Source organism: Vibrio sp. SCSIO 43086 (assembly GCF_051132235.1).
GTDB classification, from domain to species: Bacteria; Pseudomonadota; Gammaproteobacteria; order Enterobacterales; family Vibrionaceae; genus Vibrio; species Vibrio diabolicus.
Genome location: NZ_CP072677.1, coordinates 167236 through 185012 on the forward strand (window position 1 = coordinate 167236; position 17777 = coordinate 185012).

The following is a 17777-nucleotide window of genomic DNA, read 5'->3' on the forward strand; positions in this document are numbered from 1 at the left end:
CTTCCCTTCGAAGGCTGAAATTTCGCGATTAGGACCACCAGGAACGTTCCATGCGCATCCGAAGTTCACTGACACAATCTATTCTGCTGTTCATCTCTTTGCTTCTCGCTAGCCAAGTTTTCTCTTACTACGCCGTTTTTAACTACGCGTTGATGCCGAGTTTGCAGCAGTTCAATAAAATTCTCGCCCATGAGCTTAATTTGGTGCTTGATGATGAAGGGCCATTAAAATCTGATGCACCGCTGAGACGTCAGTTATTAGAAAGGCTGGGGGTGACGGTTCACAGCCTCGACAGCGATAAAGCGGTTGAATTTCATCACGCGATGTCGATTGATTTGATGTCTGAAGAAATGAGCCAAGAGCTAGGTTCGCCGACCGAAGTGCGCTTATTGCTTGGTGATGAAAGTTACATCTTGTGGATGCACATCGAAAAGTTGCCGAACTCCATCATTCGTATTCCTTTATCTGAGCTGCAAGAAGAAGATTTTGCACCGCTGTTTCGTAACAGCTTGATTATGGCGCTGCTGATCATTGCTGGTGGTTGGTTGTTTATTCGTTTACAAAACCGCCCACTTTTGGCTTTAGAGAGAGCCGCGAAAGACGTCGGTCGAGGTGAAATCCCGCCACCGTTGGCAGAAAAAGGCGCATCGGAAATTCGCTCTGTAACCCGAGCGTTTAATCAAATGTCCAAAGGCATTCAGGAGCTCGAAGAAGATCGCGCCCTATTAATGGCGGGGATTAGCCATGACTTGCGAACACCGCTGACGCGCATTCGCTTAGCGACAGAAATGATGTCTCCCGAGGACAGCTATCTTGCGGAGGGGATCATTAGCGATACGGAAGAATGTAATGAGATCATCAGTCAGTTTATGGATTACCTCAAACCGGTGAACCAAGAATCGTTTGAAGCGGTTGATATCAGTACGATTGCCAGTGACGTCGCCAGTTCTGAAGGTGGCTATGAGGTTGAAATTGAAACGGATCTTAATCCTAACCTGCCACCAGCCAAAGGAAGCGCGATTGCGATTAAGCGGGCGATCAGTAATTTAGTTGTGAATGCGCTACGTTATGGCAATGGCTGGGTCAAAATCAGTACCGGTGTGACGGCAGATAAGCAGCTAGTGTGGATATCGGTAGAAGACAACGGACCGGGTATCGAGCATTCTCAAATCGCAAAATTATTTGAACCCTTTACGCGTGGTGATACAGCTCGCGGCAGTGAAGGTACAGGGCTTGGGCTGGCGATAGTAAAGCGTATAATCAGCCAGCACTCAGGCTCTGTGGTGATGCGTAATCGCAGTGAAGGCGGTTTAATCGCTCAAATCAGCTTTCCTACCAAGTAAGTCGATGGCCCGCACCCTTTAAAACAAAAAGCCCAACCTAAATAGGTTGGGCTTTTCTTATTCTCAATAATCTTAAGACTCTTTCACTTCCTGAGGAAGTTCATCTTCGTCTTCCAGTTTCTCTGGCAGAAGTAGATTTAAAATGATCGCTGTGATACCACCTGCAGCAACGCCAGTGGAGAAAATACTCTTAATAAATTCTGGCATGAATTGCAGAATCTCTGGTTTTTGCGCGATACCAAGCCCCATTGAGAAGGATAAGGCCATGATCAGAATTGCGCGGCGATCGAGCTCAATACGAGAGATAATACGCACACCAGCGGCAGCAATCGTACCAAACATGACAATCGTTGCGCCACCAAGTACTGGCTCAGGAATCAGCTGAACAAAGCTAGCGACACCAGGAAACAAGCCAAGAATCACTAACATGCCAGAAATAAAGTAACCCACGTAACGGCTCGCAACTCCTGTTAGCATGATGATGCCGTTATTCTGGCTAAAGGTGGAGTTCGGGAAACTGTTAAACACGGCTGCGATTGCAGAGTTTAAGCCGTCTGCTAGTACACCCCCCTTAATGCGTTTCATGTACACAGGGCCTTTGACTGGCTCGCCAGACACTTCGGATGTGGCGGTAATATCGCCGATGGCTTCTAGTGCGGTAATAAAGAAAATCAGCACCAGCGGAATGAACAGAGACCAGTCAAACGATAAGCCATATTGCATTGGTACGGGCAGTGCTACGATCTCGGTTGTGCCTAGCTGAGAAGTATCTACCATCCCCATAAAATACGCCATGATGTAGCCTACCAGCATCGCAATCACAATCGAAGCCACACGGATATATGGGTTTTTCGAGCGGTTTAAAATCACAATTAATCCAAGTACCGTCCCAGCCAGAGCAAGTTTGTCTAAGCTGCCGAAGGTTCCTTCATTTAATGCCGCGTAGCCACCGCCCATTGATACTAAGCCGACTTGAATCAGTGTGAGACCGATAAGAGTGACGACAATGCCTGAAACGAGCGGAGTGATAATGCGACGAGCATGCTCTAATACGCGAGATAGGAAAATCTCTGCAAATGATGCGACTAAAATTGTACCAAAAATGGCTGCCATCATGGTGCTGATGTCTGCTCCACCTGCTTTCAGCGATAGGCCTGCACCAATAATAGGACCTAAAAAGTTAAAGCTGGTGCCTTGAACAGAGAGTAAACCAGAGCCAATTGGGCCAAAGGTGCGAATTTGAATAAACGAAGACACGCCTGACGCAAATAAAGACATGCTGATGATGGTATTCGTTTGGTCTGCTGGTACACCCAAAGACTGACAGATGATCAGTGACGGAGTGATAACCGCGACGAACATCGCCAATAAGTGCTGAAGTGCGGCAAAAATGGTTTGAGGTAAAGGTGGTCGATCATTGAGTTGATAGACCAGTTCCGAAGATCGGTTTGAAGTTGTCATTGTTTGTCTCGCTAGTCGCAATATATTCCCAGATCTCGCTGAATGGGAGAGCAGGGTGGAGTTGACGTCGTTACCTGTGATTGCTGTTAATCAGAGTCAACTCAGGTTGGTGGAGTGTGATGCAACACACTTAAAAATTTGTGCGCGATTATAGAGAGATCTACCTAAAAAGCAAACGATTGCTTTGGTTTTTAGCGTATTAAAAAACGAGCCATTTGGCTCGCTTTTAATCACTATGCTTTGGAGTAAATATCCCGCTCACCCAACCAGCGATCAATAATTGCTGTTGCGTTAGTCGGGTAATTGTCATGAATATGACGCGCAATGCGCTGAACTTCGGGAATCAGACGTTGATCTCGAACTAAGTCTGCGATTTTGAAATCAGCAAGACCAGTCTGTTTTGTACCCAAGAGTTCGCCTGGGCCACGAATCTCTAAGTCTTTTTGTGCAATGACGAAACCATCGTTACTTTCACGTAGTACTCCGAGACGTTTTTGCGCGGTTTTCGACAGTGGAGAGTGGTACAGCAGCACACAATGGCTAGCAACGGAACCTCGGCCCACGCGACCTCTCAACTGGTGTAATTGTGCCAAACCAAGACGTTCAGGGTTTTCTATGATCATCAAGCTAGAGTTTGGCACATCCACGCCAACTTCAATCACTGTTGTTGCGACCAGCAAATGCAGTTTATTGTCTTTGAAATCTTGCATCACCGCTTGTTTCTCTGCCGGCTTCATTCGGCCGTGTACTAGACCAATTTTTACGTCCGGTAGCTTACGTTGAAGCTCTTCAGCGGTATCAGCCGCGGCTTGTGCTTCTAATACTTCCGACTCATCAATCAGAGTACACACCCAATATGCCTGCTTACCTTCGTTTAAACAGGCATTTCGGACACGCTCGACGATGTCGTCACGTTTTGTGTCAGGAATGGCGACGGTTTGAATCGGCGTTCGACCCGGTGGCAGTTCGTCAATCACGGAAGTTTCCAGGTCGGCGTAAGCGGTCATCGCTAAGGTGCGAGGAATAGGCGTTGCCGTCATGATCAACTGATGTGGGTAGGCGCCTTGTTTAGCGCCTTTTTCACGTAATTCTAATCGCTGATGAACACCGAAGCGGTGCTGTTCATCAATGATGACCAAAGCAAGGTGATGAAATTCGACGTGCTCTTGGAATAGCGCGTGAGTACCCACTACCATTTGCGCTTCACCACTGGCAATGCGAGCCAGCTCGGCTTCCTTTGCCTTACCTTTGAGTTTGCCCGCTAACCAACCGACTTGAATGCCCATTGTTTCAAACCAGTTGGCGAAGTTGATCGCGTGTTGCTCAGCCAATAGTTCGGTTGGTGCCATGAGTGCCACCTGATAGCCGTGCTCAATGGCACGAACGGCGGCCAGAGCGGCAACCAACGTCTTCCCCGATCCCACATCACCTTGCACTAGGCGCATCATTGGGTGGGGTTTTTCTAAATCGGTTTCAATCTCTTGTACTACTCGGGTTTGAGCGTTCGTAGGAGAGAAAGGCAGTTGGGCTAAAAGCTGCGTTTTTAGTTTATTGCAAGGACCGAGAGGTAACGCTGAATCCTTCTGGCCTTTGCTACGCACCGCCAGCATCGATAAGTTTTGTGCGAGCAACTCTTCCATGATCAAGCGGATTTGAGCAGGATGTTTGCCTTCGTCAAACTCATCTAAATTAATGGTTGGTGGTGGGCGATGAATGGTGTGCAGCGCTTGCGACATCGTGATTTGATGGTCATACAGCCCGGCTGGAAGTAATTCCTGCACTGCGGTTTTATCAAGCAGCGCTAAAGCTTGTTCGGTAAGGTTGCGCAATGTGATTTGGCGTAAACCATCTGTAGTGGGATAAACAGGGGTTAAGCTCTGTTCTACATCGGGCTTTTGCTCGCTGACGTAAAACTTGTAGTCAGGATGAACAATTTCCAAGCCCATGCCACCGCGCTTAATTTCACCGTAAGCATGTACTAACTTACCTTGCGTGAAATTGTTCTTCATGGCTGCGGTAAAGTTGAAAAAGCGCAGCGTGATAGTGCCATTACCGTCGCTGATTTTTACCGTTAGCATTTTGCGCTTACCGAAGATGGTGTCGACTGCCATGACCTTGCCTTGCACGGCCGCCCAAAGGCCGGCATGAAGTTTAGCAATAGGATAAATACGGGTACGATCTTCGTAGCGCAGTGGAAGATGAAACAGCAAATCTTGAACGCTATGTAAGCCAACTTTGGCGAGTTTTTCTGCGACTTTCGCGCCAACCCCAGAAAGGGAGGTTAATGGGACGGCAGATAACATTTGGGCGGACATAGAGGGCTCAAGAAAATGGTTAACATAGCAGTATGTTAACCATGGAGCTGTGTTTTTGTACAGGAAAAAATAGTCATGCTTTAGTTCGTGTCATGATCTGACTGATAACCTGTCATTCCGAGGAGCCTAGCGACATCAGGAATCTATTTCCAACAAGTATGTCGTTGAAGTTAACACTATCAGCATCAGCACACTCGGGAATTAGATCCTGAATCACGCTCCTTCGTCGCTGTTCAGGATGACGAAAGTCTGTTACTTGCTTTGCATCTCTTGCCACCACGCATCATCGGCGATGATTTGGCCTTCGTCATCGAGTGGCGGGTAAGCGAGCCTTTTGCGTTTCGCGACTTTTGCCAGCACCGGGTGGCCACGTTCAAAGAGAATACGGTTGATTGTCTCTTTAGGTAGAGCGCTTTCTTCTCGGTCGTACATGCCTGCAGCTTCACGTTGACGTTGCGCTTCATACAAAATTACAGCACTGGCAACCGATACGTTTAGTGACTGCACCATGCCTACCATCGGGATAATTATGTCTTGATCGGCAAGTTGTTTGGCTTGCTCTGAAGCGCCAACTTTTTCGCTGCCTAAAATGATTGCCGTTGGTTTGGTGTAGTCGATTTCGCGAAAGTCGACGGCGGTGTCCGAAAGGTTGGTCACCAAAACCTGCATACCTTGCGCTTTAAGTTCGGTAATCGCAGTTTCAATCGAATCGTGAGTATCCACTTCAACCCAGTTACGCGCGCCAGCTGAGGTATGGCTCAGTGTACGCATTTTGTCAGGCCAAATGGCATGAACTTTGTGTAAGCCTGTCGCGTCAGCGGTGCGGATCACGGCAGAGACGTTGTTTGGCTTATGTACTTCTTCGAGACAAAGTGTCAGATCAGTTTGGCGAGTTTTTAGGACTTGGTGAATGCGGTTGTAACGTTCTAGGTTCATATTTATTGAGGTATAAAAAATCGCCACCTAACAGAGTAGGTGGCGATAGAGGTTAGTTCTTTCTGCGTCTGACTCGGGTTGCTTGAGGCATTGCCTTAATCTTACGCATGATGCCAGCAAGGTGGACGCGATCTTTCGTCGTCAACAGCACAGTCACAGTGTACAAACGACCATCACGCTCTTCCGTTGAAAGACCATGAATGTTTGACCCTGTTTTCGAGATCACGTTGGTCAGTTCTGCAAGAGCACCTTGGTTGTTAAGCATGTCGACTTTAAGTTCAGCAATGAACTCTTTATCGTAGTCGTCAGACCAAGCGACAGCCATATAACGGTCTGGCTCTTTCTGATAACCACGAACGTTCGGACATGTTTCTCGGTGAACAACCAAACCACGACCAGGCGATACGTGAGCAATAATGTGATCATCTGGGATAGGATGACAACAATTTGCAAACGTCAGCAATAAGCCTTCTGCGCCACGAATCGGAAGCTTCTTCTTCGAGTCCGTTGGGATTGAGCTTGTTGTCGTGAGCTCTTCGGTGTCACCAAGGAGACGACGTGCGATAACAATGCTCATCAACTCACCCAATCCAATAGCAGCCAATAAATCATCGATGCTTTCTAGGCGAAGATCATTCAAGACTTCTTGGATATTTTCTGGATAAATTGAATCAATCGAGTGGCGGCCAAGTGCGTGATTAAGTAGGCGACGACCTAAAGTAATCGACTCTTCACGACGCATCGTTTTCAGTACTTGTCGAATCTTAGTGCGGGCACGAGAAGTCACGACATAGTTTAACCATGCCGCATTCGGACGCGCACCAGGGGCACTGATAATTTCCACCGTCTGACCGTTTTTCAATGCCTTACTCAATGGGTAAGGGTTACGGTCAACACGAGCACCAACACAAGAGTTGCCTACATCGGTATGTACGGCATAGGCAAAGTCGACAGCCGTTGCGCCTAAAGGCAATTCAACGATACGACCTTTTGGTGTGAAGACGTAAATCTCATCTGGGAAAAGATCGGATTTTACGTTTTCAATGAATTCGAATGAGTTACCCGCGCTTTGTTGTAGCTCTAACAGGCTTTGCATCCAACGCTGAGCTTTCACTTGCGCAGTGGTGCCAGACTTGTCGCCTTTGTCTTTATAAGACCAGTGCGCTGCGACACCTTTGTCCGCCATTTGATCCATATCTTCAGTACGGATCTGAACTTCAACAGGTACGCCGTGTGGGCCAACCATGGAAGTGTGTAGCGATTGATAGCCGTTCGCCTTTGGTACCGCGATGTAATCTTTCATGCGACCAGGACGTGGCTTATACAAGCTGTGTACTTGGCCTAAAACGCGATAACAAGTATCAGCGGTATCAACAACGACTCGGAACGCATAGATATCCATGATGGTGTGAAAGCGCTGTTCTTTGGTTTTCATCTTGTTGTAGATAGAGAACAGGTTTTTCTCACGACCAACGACGCGAGCATTCAAGCCAAAATCTTGCAGACGGCCTTCTATTTCGCTGTGAATGCGTTGGATCATCTCTTTACGATTGCCGCGTGCCGCTTTTACCACTTCTTTTAGTACGCGGTAGCGGTTGGGATATAGCGCTTCAAAGCCCAGCTCTTCGAGTTCGGTTTTGATATTGTGAATACCAAGACGATGAGCGAGTGGCGCGTAAATCTCTAACGTTTCACGAGCAATACGACGTTTTTTATCTGGTCGAAGCGCGCCAAGCGTACGCATGTTGTGCGTGCGGTCAGCCAGTTTGATCAGAATGACGCGGATATCTTGCACCATGGCCAGAACCATCTTACGAAAGTTCTCAGCCTGAGCCTCTTTCCTATCGCGGAATTTGAGTTTGTCCAGTTTAGATACACCATCAACCAATTCTGCGACAGTGTTGCCGAATTTCTCTTCGAGATCTTCTTTAGTTACATCACAGTCTTCAATGACGTCATGCAGCAAAGCAGCTTGGAGGGTTTCGATATCAAGGCGCATTTCGGCCAAGATACGAGCCACAGCGACAGGGTGGATGATGTATGGTTCACCGCTAGAGCGGGTTTGCCCTTCATGGGCATCTCTCGCTACCACATAAGATTGACGCAGAGCCTCAATCTGAGGCTCTGTTAGGTATTCTTGGGCAACGTCTTTGAGGCTATCGAATAGATACAAATTATAGGCCCGGGAGGTTGTTGAATTCTAAAGTCAGAATTAACGGTTGTGAGCGATGCTGCTTACTGCCGCTAGCTCTGCCGCTTCTTGCTCTTGCTGTTCTTGACGTTCACGAGCGTCTAGAACTTCTTTAGTAATTAAACCTTCTTCGATTTCGCGTAGAGCGATAACCGTTGGCTTATCGTTCTCTTCTGGCACTAGTGCATCTTTACCGCCAGTTTGCATTTGACGAGCGCGGCGAGCCGCAATCAGTACTAGGTCGAAACGGTTGCCAACTTTTTCAACAGCGTCTTGAACAGTTACGCGTGCCATGAGGACTCCAAATAGTTAACTAAAATTTTAGAATGACGAGAAAGTATACAACCTAACTACTTTATTTACTAGCAATTAGACAAGCCACCGTTTGTGGACTTTCTCAGGTAGTTTATTGTGTTTTTCGCACTGAGCAAAAAACGAGAAATTCTTTATGTTTTACAGCGTGACTTTTTTGAAGTTACTCTGCTAACAACGCGTCAAGCATACCTTTATATTTAGCAGCTTGCTTTTCTTCCTTCAATCTCTCTGCACGCAAGATGGCTTTAAAGTCCATCAAAGCGGTATCAAAATCGTCGTTTACGATCACGTAGTCGTACTCGCTGTAATGGGAGATTTCTGACTTGGCTTCAGCCATACGTTTTGCGATCACTTCATCGCTATCTTGACCACGAGTGTTCAAGCGACGCTCTAGTTCACCGTTTGATGGTGGCAGAATGAAGATGCTTTTGGCTTCTGGCATTTGCTCACGGATTTGGCGTGCGCCTTGCCAGTCGATATCTAGAAAAACGTCGATACCTTTATTTAGCGTTTCTTCAATCCACACACGAGAGGTGCCGTAATAATTACCAAACACTTCAGCGTATTCTAGGAAATCACCTTTAGCGATCAGGGCTTCAAACTCATCTTTCGCTACAAAATGGTAGTGGACACCATTTTCTTCACCAGGTCGCATGTTACGCGTGGTATGAGACACAGACACTTTCATTGCGTAGGTTGGATTGCGTTCCAACATCGCTGAGATCAAGCTAGATTTACCTGCGCCGCTAGGTGCAGATACGATATAGAGAGTACCTTTGCCCATTGTACTGTTCCACTTTTGATTGGATTGATTGAGTGCCGAAGGAAAGTCCGACATTCTTATAACGATAGCACTGGCAATGATAAATCAACCACCAAAGGGATGGATATTGGTGATAATCCCGCCAGAAAAATGGAGGCGAAGAGTATCATGATCTCTATTTTGTTACCAGTTGATCTTTTCGTCTTACTTAAATGTTGAAAAGAGCTCGCGTGCGCACAAACAAACGAAAAAAGGGGAAGCTTTCACTTCCCCAGGCGTGCGACTGACTCACACTTAATCTTCAAATTATCCTTGGGATTCTAGGAAATTTATCCAAGGGCTAACGGTAGACCTAAATTTTGGCGATTGAGCCGCGCCTTTCATTGCCTGTAAGGCCTTTTGTGGCTGTTTAAGCTCGAAATAGGCCATTCCGCGAATGTATTCAAGTTCTGCCTTTTGCTCTTTAGAGGCATTCGATGCTGCGTTTTCTACAAAGCGAGTCGCTTCAGAATACTGCTTGTCTTGTACCATTAAGCGAGCAATCTGAATTTGCGTTTTAGCAGAAGGAGCGATGTTATATGACTTTTTATAAGCGAGAATCGATTTATCTAGCTCTTTAGCTTGCTGCCAGAAGCTGGCCAAGCGATCATAGTTTTCCTTCGTCTTTTCAATGTTTCCAGATGCCATCTCCTTCTCAAGAGTTTTGGCCGCTTTATATGGAATACCTTGGTAAGCTAAGAAGTTTACAAAACGTAAGTACTCTTTCTCTCCTTCCAGTTTCCCCATTTTGTAAACCATTTCTAAGGTTGCTAAAGAGTTTTGCTCTTGACCCAACTCCATATAAACGCCAGAAAGTTGCATCCAGTAACGCTTTTTCTGAGGGTACTTTGAAGTAAGGGTTTTAAGCACACTGGCAACGCTTTTCAGCTGTCCTAACTCGTAGTGAGAGGCAACGAGAATTAAGTACCAAGACTCACTTGGGCTCTTGCTCATCGCAATTGCTTTTTTGGTTGGTGGGATTGCATTTCTGTAATCTTCCAACTGGACATAAGCGCTTGCTAACGTGATATAAGCATGAGCTTGAGGCTTCTCTTTGGTTGTTTCTGCAACTTTGAACCATTCCTTCATCGTTTTCACAGACAACGTGTACTTCTCTTCAGCTAGGTAAAGTTGAGCCAAGCTGTAGCGAACTTGTTGAGCGACTGGAACGGGAAGCGCATCGAGCTTTAATGCTTCGGCAAAGTATTTCGCGGCTTGCACATAGTTGTCTTGTAGCGAATACAAAAAGCCCGTTTGCTGAAGTAAAACTGCTCGGTCGTATTTTTTCGAACTTGTGCTTTCTAAAGCGCTTGCTAGTTTTTCTTTCGCCGCTGAATATTTTTCAGTTGCGATCAACTCTTGCACTTTGTTGACGGTTCGAAATGTCCGATCTGATAACTGAGGAGCTTCTTTTGCCATCGTAGGAGCGGCAAATGCCACTCCTGCGAAGAGAATTAAAGAAGCCACTTTGCTTTTCCATAAACTTTTCATCGTGACTCCTTAATTGGTTGAGAACTCTATTTCTTGCGATAGGCGCGAGCTAACAGGTTTCCCGTCAACCAATTTTGGTTTAAATGTCCATTTAGAGACTGTTTTTCTTGCCGCTCGACCGAGGCCTAAGCGTCGTGGTTGCTCTTTAAGAACTTTGATGTCCTCTACGGCACCACGTGCATTTACAGTAAACTCTAGTAAGACAACCCCTTTTTCAATTCCTGCTTTCGCAGCCTTTCTAGGCATTTGAGGCTGGAATGTTGCAAGAGGGGTCGGACCTCCGCTACCCGCTAATTGTGCACCTCCACCCTGGCTATAATGTCCAAGCACCGAGCCACCTGTAACATTTACGGGTAGGTCAAGTTTTGGCATATCCATTGGGGTCTGCTCCATCACCGGTTTTACTGTCGCTGTCACTTTCATTTCTGGCGGCGGCGGCGGACGCTTAGGTGGTGGTGGTTTTGGAAGTTCGCGTTTTTTCTCCTGTATTTTTTCTTCTGGTTTAATGCGAATAAACTCGACCATACGCAGGTCATCATTCGACACTAACTCGTGGCGCTCTTTGTTTACTAGCTTGTCCATCCCCCAGAACAACCCGAGGGAGACAATGAGCGCCAGTGCAATTGAGGCCAGATACCGCATAAGCTTAATCCTTATTGGTTGCGGCAATGGAGATGCTTTCTACACCTGCCATTTTGATCTGGTCCATAACCTTCACGACTACGCCAGCATTTGCTTCAGTGTCGGCTTGGATAACAACTGCGCCATCAGGACTTTCTGCACGAAGACGTTCAATATTCGCGCGAACCGCGTCCACTTCGATGCGGCGTTTATCAACCCAAACATCACCCGCCGCACCAACTGCGACCATGATGTTACCTTTCTTAACGGTTTGCGCTGAGCTTGCCGTCGGACGGTTTACTTCTAGACCTGCTTCTTTTACGAACGATGTTGTTACGATAAAGAAGATCAACATGATAAATACGATGTCGAGCATCGGTGTCATATCGATAGCGGTTTCATCACTGCTATCACTGCTATAGCGTCTTTTCATGACCTATACCTCTAATTCCATTTACTCAGGCAATATGCTTTAGCTTATCTTCCAGCTTTTGCGTTGTGACTTTGGCTAAATGATCAAGACGTGAACTAAAGAACAGTCCTGATAGAGAAGCCACCATCCCGGCTAAAGTTGGGATTGTTGCCTTTGAGATCCCCGAGGCCATTGCTCGAGGGCTTCCTGTTCCTGTTACCGCTAAGATGTCGAATACTTGGATCATGCCGACAACGGTGCCGAGTAGACCCAGTAGGGGACAGAGTGCAATCAATACTTTCACGATTGGTAGTCCCTTTTTATTCTCAATATCCTGACGAGAAACGATTTCTTGTCGGATCATCTTAGCGTTCCAACTTTGATGCTCTGAGCGCCCTTGCCATGAGCCAACGGCTTTTTTCATGGCTTTTGGAGCGACGGCAGCAAAATAGAACCAACGTTCTAACAATACTGCCCACAGCATAAAGCTGAGGATGAAGATGGCGACGAGTACATCGCCACCCATTCCCAAGAAGCGCCTAATTGATTCAAGTTCTCCAACTAACCACCACATAACGCCTCCTTAGCTTTCGGCTTTATGCAGTTTTTCCTGATAGCGAGCGATGAAGCCTGCACTCTGTTCTTCAAGAGTTTGAACCAAACGACGACCTTTGCTGTGTACGATGGTGTAAAGGAACAGCAATGGAATTGCGACAACCAGACCTAGCATAGTGGTAACAAGAGCTTCAGAAATACCGCCAGCCATCAGTTTAGGATCGCCGGTACCGAACAGAGTAATGGCTTGGAATGTGCCGATCATACCCATTACCGTACCCAGTAGACCAAGTAGAGGCGCTACAGAAGCAAAAAGCTTAATTGAGCTGATGAAGCGCTCAATGCTTGGAGCATTACGTAGAATGATTTCGTCCAGCTTCGCTTCCAGATCTTCAAGGTTGTCACCTTTGTGCTCTTGGTAAGCTTGGATAACTTCACCCAATGGGTTGCCAGGAATCACGGTTTCTGATTTCGCTTGCTTACGCATTTTGCCGCCAATCACTTGAAGACGTAGGAAGCAAATTAGAGCAATGATAGCGCCAACTGCACCCATACCTAGAATGACGTAGCCTACGATGCCACCTTGATCAATACGTTCTTGAACGGTAGGACTTTGCACAAGTAGAGACAAAATGACACCACGGGATGGGTCAATAAACAGTGGTTCATAGCTGTTTGACGCTGATTCAAAGCCTGCAACATGACGTGTAATATTGGTGCGAGGCTGTCGAGAGAGTTCTTCAAACTTACCTGTTTGAGGTACATAAGTGACGTACTTACCATCGGCAATCGCGTTAAATTCACCGACAAGAGTGACATCGCGAACCGCTTCTTTACCTTCGCCATAAACAACCGTTGCTTGGGTTGTTGCTGTCTCGCCAGAAGCAACCACTTGTTGAAGAATGGTATGCCAGAAAGCTTCTAGCTCTTGTGTTGACGGCAGTTCTTTACTTTCAGCCAGTTTCGTTAGTAGAGCGTCACGCTCTGGGAACTGAACAGCGTTTTGAGAGGCTGCAAATAAGCCCTTAAACTCTCCCGCATACTGGCGGACCACACCAAACATTTCGCCCAAAGTACCAGAGCGAACACGTAGGGTTTCTGTTAGTTCAGTTAGCTGCTTATCGTTTTCATCAAATGTTGCTTTAAGTTGATCGCCCAGTGCTTGCTGCGCAGCTAACTCTTCGCGAGCTTGTTGCAATAATGCCGCTTGCTTATCGCGATTGTTCTTGAACTCAGCTTCACGGGCTTTGTTCTCTTTCGACTCAACGATGCTTTCTGATTTTACGTTTTTAAGTAGTTCAGATAAGTTTTTAGGCGCTTCTGCTTGTACGCCAGAAACCATAAATAAGCTCGCTAGTAGGCCAGCGGCTAGAGTTTTGAATCCTTTCATCTCTTATTCCTCCCCAGCAAATACAGGCAGTTTGATTAGCGCTGGTGGCGCTTGCTTCTTCGCGATACGAAGGCCTTGCTGTACCGCGATACGGTAGCTTTCCGGTAATGTTTCCCACTGACGTGTTTGTTGGTTCCACATACCTGTCTCACCACCGTCTGGAGATTGGAATAGAAGTGCTGTGCGACCAATACGTAGGAAATCGTAAGTCACGGTTTCACCATTTCGGTCTAGGCTAGCTTTGTAAGATTCGATTGAGCGAGAGAAGCCTTCTTCAATTTGGTACGCTTCCATCACTTTACGGAATTTCTCTGAAGTTGTTACGTCGGCGCGATCCATGAGACGACGCAGTTCTTGAACTCGCTTATTACGCTCTTTTTTCTGGAAAGGCAGATCGAGAGTCACAAATTCGTCGAGTGCATCGATCATTTTTAATGTAAGTGGCACCACTTCTGTTGCCGTTTGATCGATTTGAGCAATTTGGTTATTTAATGAGTCCAACTCGCCTTGCTGCGATTGAACCATACGGTTAATTTGCTCGTTGTAGACTTTCATACTGTCGATTTGACGAAGTAAGCCTTTGTATTCTGCCAACATGCCTTCAGTGCTTTCGGCATAGTTGTCGATTTTTTGTTGCGAAGCTTCTGAAGATTGATTTGCTTTTGCTTGTGTGGAAACGACAGCACCAGAGTTGGCCGCTACAGAGCTACTACTGATAGTAAGCAATGCTGCAGCTATGGCACTGAGACCAAATTCCTTGAATTTCATGGTTGCATCCTTGTCAGTGTTTTAGTCAGTCGAAAAGGGCGCGGAAAACCCGCGCCAAATATTTTTTAGAAGTCGTATGATGCCTCGATGTAAAGCTGACGGCCGATTGGATCGTCATATCCAGTTGCATAGAATGGAGAGGTATCATTTAGAGGATCGGCAGGCGGTACCTTGTCAAACATGTTAATAGCACCAAGAGTTACACGACCACTCTCGTTGAATTGGTAAGAAGCCGTTAGGTTCCATGTTGTCATGCTAGCGATTTCTGCTTTGTAACCAGCTTTCTTAGCAGAGTCACAGTCATCAAAGTAGTAACGGTTCGCATAGCTTGAACACATACGGTCACGGTATTTACCAAATAGGTTGATAGCGACATCTTCGTATGCCCAGCCAAGGTTTAACGTTGCGGTGTATTCAGGCATGAAATCTCTTTCATCCGTTACTGGCTCACTGTCGTTTTCTTGATATTCAGCAATCAAGATCTTAGTTACAGCTACGCGCGTATTGAATGAACCGAACTCATTAGTGTCGTAAGCATATTTCACAGCAAGGTCGACACCAGAACGCTCTTCATATGACTGGTTGACTGGGCCGTAAGATACGGACTTGATTGTACCGTCTGTATTACGAACTACTTCTGTGCCTGGGTATTTACCTGGATCGTTAATTACGTCTTGGTAAGTTGGTGCTGTTACGACGTCTTCCATCTTGATGTGGTACCAGTCAACGGTTACGCCAAGGTCATCCACAGGTTCCCAAGCTAGACCCAAGTTAATGTTTGTACTTGTTTCTTCTTTCAGCTCAGAGTTAGGGCCGTTAAGCGTATCGAAGTATTGAGTATCACACTCTGGGTACTTATCTTTATCTTGTGGGCCGCTACCACCAGCGTTGGCACAAAGCACAGGGTCAAAACCAGAACCAAAGCCTCGAGTTTGATCGCCAAATAGTCGTTTCAAGTCAGGAGCTCGGAAACCTAGACCGTAGCTACCACGAAGCAATAGAGTGTCAGTAGGACGGTATGCTAGTGCGACTTTAGGAGTGAAGGCTCCGCCTGTTGCCGAGTCGTCGAAGTAGTGGTCATAACGACCAGCGACAGTCATTTCCAAATCTTCAATGATAGGAATTAGGGCTTCGACACCAAGACCAATCTGATCACGGTCACCGCCACCTGATGTTCCGCCTAGACCAGAGAAACCACCAGCTGCTGTTGTCGCATCAATCGTTTCATTGTAGTCAGTACGGTTCCATTCACCATAAACAGCAAAGCCAGACATACCAGCAGGCAGTTCAACCAAATCACCAGCCAGTGAGCCGTTAACAGAGTAAAGCTTTGAGTAGGCTTCTTTGCTTGATGTGCCGCTGTATTTGTTTACAACGTCTTGAGAGATAGGCCCTAGAAGATCGACATCGCCATTTTGTACGGCTTGATCAAGAGTTAGGTAGATTGCTGGGTTGCTTGTTTCAACGCTTTGCTCTGAGTAACCAGCTGATAGGTCCCAATCATACGTATCAGCAAGCAGGCCGTTCAAGCCTAAGGTTAAGCCAAAAGAATCGGCTTCAGTGTTACTTTCGCGTGGGCCAAATTCGACCATACGGCGAGTGTATTCACCTTCGCCGCGGAAGTGAGTGGCATCAACTTCGACACTGTAAGGGTTAGGTTCGAATTCAGATTCTGTAGATTTGTAGCCAAAACGGGCTTCTGCCATGGCAGTAACATTGTCGTTAATGTCCATTTCACCGCGTAAAAGCAGGTCTACTTGTTTGTTCTCTGGTTTCAACGTTCGGTATGCAGAGCGGTTAACACCACACTTGCCATCCGCTCGTTCAATAGCGGCATCACCAACGACTTCTTTACATGAAGAACCAGCATCAGCGGGTGTTAGAAGTGTTCCGTTTGCGCCTTCAAAGTTTGCACCGTAGCTAGAGTAACCACTTAGCTGAGAACGGCTTGAACCGTCATCGCCAGCCCAATCATCTCGGTCAGATTGTTTAAGCATTTCGTTGCCCGCAAATTGGCCAACGAAGAGAATACGTTTATCGTCAAAATCTTTACCTGCAACAACGTCTAAACGGCCATTTTGGTAGCCACCATCTGTTGCGTCACCCGCACGTACTTTTACAGAAACGCCATCAAAGTCTTTCTTTAAAATGAAGTTTACGACACCGCCGATCGCGTCGGAGCCGTAGATAGCGGAACCTGAATCAGTCATTACTTCAACACGCTCGATAGCGGCAACAGGGATTTGACCAATGTCTTGGAAGTTAGATGTGCCATCTTGAGCCAGTGGGTATTGAGGAAGGCGACGACCATCGATAAGAATCAATGTGCGTGAAGCGCCAAGACCACGTAAGTTGACTGACTGTGCTGCAGGTGTGAATGAGAAAGAGTTCGTTTGAGCCATTACACCACCGGTGTTTTGAGTCAAACTGTTCAACACGTCTTGCGCGCTGTTAAAACCTTTAGATTCAATATCTTTACTATTAATAACAGTAACTGGTGAAGGACCTTCCATATCCGTCGTGGAGATACGCGAACCAGTAACTTTCATCTTTTGAAGTTTTTCAACTTGTTGCTCTTCTGCCAGTGCTGTTGCTGGGGCTACGACTGCTGCTGTCCCCAACGCAAGGCTTATCGCAACAGATAAAGCGGTTGTGTTTTTATACATCCTTGTTGCTCCGATTATTATTATTTCCTATGTCTGGCCGCATAGCGGCCAATTGTGACGTTAATATTTCGTTAACGTTCGGCCAATGTATAACCGAGATGAAAAAAGGAAGTCAAACCAGTGGTAAACGGGGATGCTTAAATGTAAAAAAGATGTAAATAACCAGGGTTGGTTTAAAACGCGGAATAAAAAACTAAATAGCCTTGCCAAGGCGACATCAAATTTCAATAAAACACCGTATTTTGTGTTTCTTATAAACTTTAATGACTTATCTTGCCTATGGTTTTTTAGTGGGTAATTGAATCTGAAAAAAGATATTTTTCCAGTGAATTGTTCTGAGATGAGTTTTATATCGAATCCATACTTTGGTGACTCGAACTTATAGGGTGGTATCAAAATATGATACCCATTGCTGTAAAAGGGCTCACTCGTATTTTTAGGTCAAATATACATGTGGTGGATATGTCTATTTATTCCATGTATTTGCATTTTTATGTAGGGTTTTGGCTCT

The 17777-nt window shown here is 46.3% G+C and carries 14 protein-coding genes; 1 reads left to right on the forward strand and 13 read right to left on the reverse strand.

Annotation, left to right across the window (positions count from 1 at the left end):
- The first annotated feature begins 50 nt into the window (after positions 1-50).
- Positions 51-1343, forward strand: a complete 1293-nt coding sequence (gene envZ, locus J8Z23_RS00755) for a two-component system sensor histidine kinase EnvZ (protein WP_434634458.1) — start codon at positions 51-53, stop codon at positions 1341-1343.
- Positions 1344-1415: 72 nt separating this feature from the next.
- On the opposite strand, the gene J8Z23_RS00760 is transcribed toward envZ, so the two are convergent.
- The 13 genes from J8Z23_RS00760 to J8Z23_RS00820 form a co-directional block, all read right to left on the reverse strand.
- The gene (locus J8Z23_RS00760; RefSeq protein WP_434634461.1) at positions 1416-2804 is read right to left on the reverse strand and encodes a uracil-xanthine permease family protein; all 1389 of its coding nucleotides are present in this window, start codon (positions 2802-2804) and stop codon (positions 1416-1418) included.
- 233 nt (positions 2805-3037) lie between these two features.
- Positions 3038-5119, reverse strand: a complete 2082-nt coding sequence (recG, locus tag J8Z23_RS00765) for an ATP-dependent DNA helicase RecG (protein WP_432599236.1) — start codon at positions 5117-5119, stop codon at positions 3038-3040.
- Positions 5120-5371: 252 nt separating this feature from the next.
- Complete coding sequence (gene trmH, locus J8Z23_RS00770) at positions 5372-6055, reverse strand: tRNA (guanosine(18)-2'-O)-methyltransferase TrmH (protein ID WP_047009403.1); 684 nt, start codon at positions 6053-6055, stop codon at positions 5372-5374.
- 52 nt (positions 6056-6107) lie between these two features.
- Positions 6108-8228, reverse strand: coding sequence for a bifunctional GTP diphosphokinase/guanosine-3',5'-bis pyrophosphate 3'-pyrophosphohydrolase (spoT, locus tag J8Z23_RS00775; RefSeq protein WP_005394948.1), 2121 nt, complete (start codon positions 8226-8228; stop codon positions 6108-6110).
- Positions 8229-8267: 39 nt separating this feature from the next.
- Positions 8268-8540, reverse strand: coding sequence for a DNA-directed RNA polymerase subunit omega (gene rpoZ, locus J8Z23_RS00780; protein ID WP_005379346.1), 273 nt, complete (start codon positions 8538-8540; stop codon positions 8268-8270).
- Positions 8541-8721: 181 nt separating this feature from the next.
- Positions 8722-9345 carry a guanylate kinase gene (gene gmk / locus J8Z23_RS00785; protein WP_005394946.1) on the reverse strand — a complete coding sequence of 208 codons (624 nt, stop codon included), beginning with the start codon at positions 9343-9345 and terminating at the stop codon, positions 8722-8724.
- A 285-nt stretch (positions 9346-9630) separates the two neighbouring features.
- A complete protein-coding gene (locus tag J8Z23_RS00790; RefSeq protein WP_047009404.1) occupies positions 9631-10854 on the reverse strand; it encodes a tetratricopeptide repeat protein in 1224 nt (407 codons plus the stop codon).
- 9 nt (positions 10855-10863) lie between these two features.
- Positions 10864-11496 (reverse strand): energy transducer TonB, encoded by a 633-nt coding sequence (locus J8Z23_RS00795; RefSeq protein ID WP_006741809.1) that lies wholly within the window; start codon positions 11494-11496, stop codon positions 10864-10866.
- Positions 11497-11500: 4 nt separating this feature from the next.
- Positions 11501-11908, reverse strand: coding sequence for an ExbD/TolR family protein (locus J8Z23_RS00800; RefSeq protein WP_005379359.1), 408 nt, complete (start codon positions 11906-11908; stop codon positions 11501-11503).
- Positions 11909-11933: 25 nt separating this feature from the next.
- Complete coding sequence (locus tag J8Z23_RS00805) at positions 11934-12461, reverse strand: MotA/TolQ/ExbB proton channel family protein (RefSeq protein ID WP_005379363.1); 528 nt, start codon at positions 12459-12461, stop codon at positions 11934-11936.
- Between the two features lie 9 nt (positions 12462-12470).
- The gene (locus J8Z23_RS00810; RefSeq protein ID WP_005394940.1) at positions 12471-13832 is read right to left on the reverse strand and encodes a MotA/TolQ/ExbB proton channel family protein; all 1362 of its coding nucleotides are present in this window, start codon (positions 13830-13832) and stop codon (positions 12471-12473) included.
- A 3-nt stretch (positions 13833-13835) separates the two neighbouring features.
- Positions 13836-14600 (reverse strand): DUF3450 domain-containing protein, encoded by a 765-nt coding sequence (locus J8Z23_RS00815; RefSeq protein ID WP_104971145.1) that lies wholly within the window; start codon positions 14598-14600, stop codon positions 13836-13838.
- Between the two features lie 65 nt (positions 14601-14665).
- Positions 14666-17266, reverse strand: a complete 2601-nt coding sequence (locus J8Z23_RS00820; RefSeq protein WP_237284737.1) for a TonB-dependent receptor plug domain-containing protein — start codon at positions 17264-17266, stop codon at positions 14666-14668.
- Positions 17267-17777 lie beyond the last annotated feature (511 nt).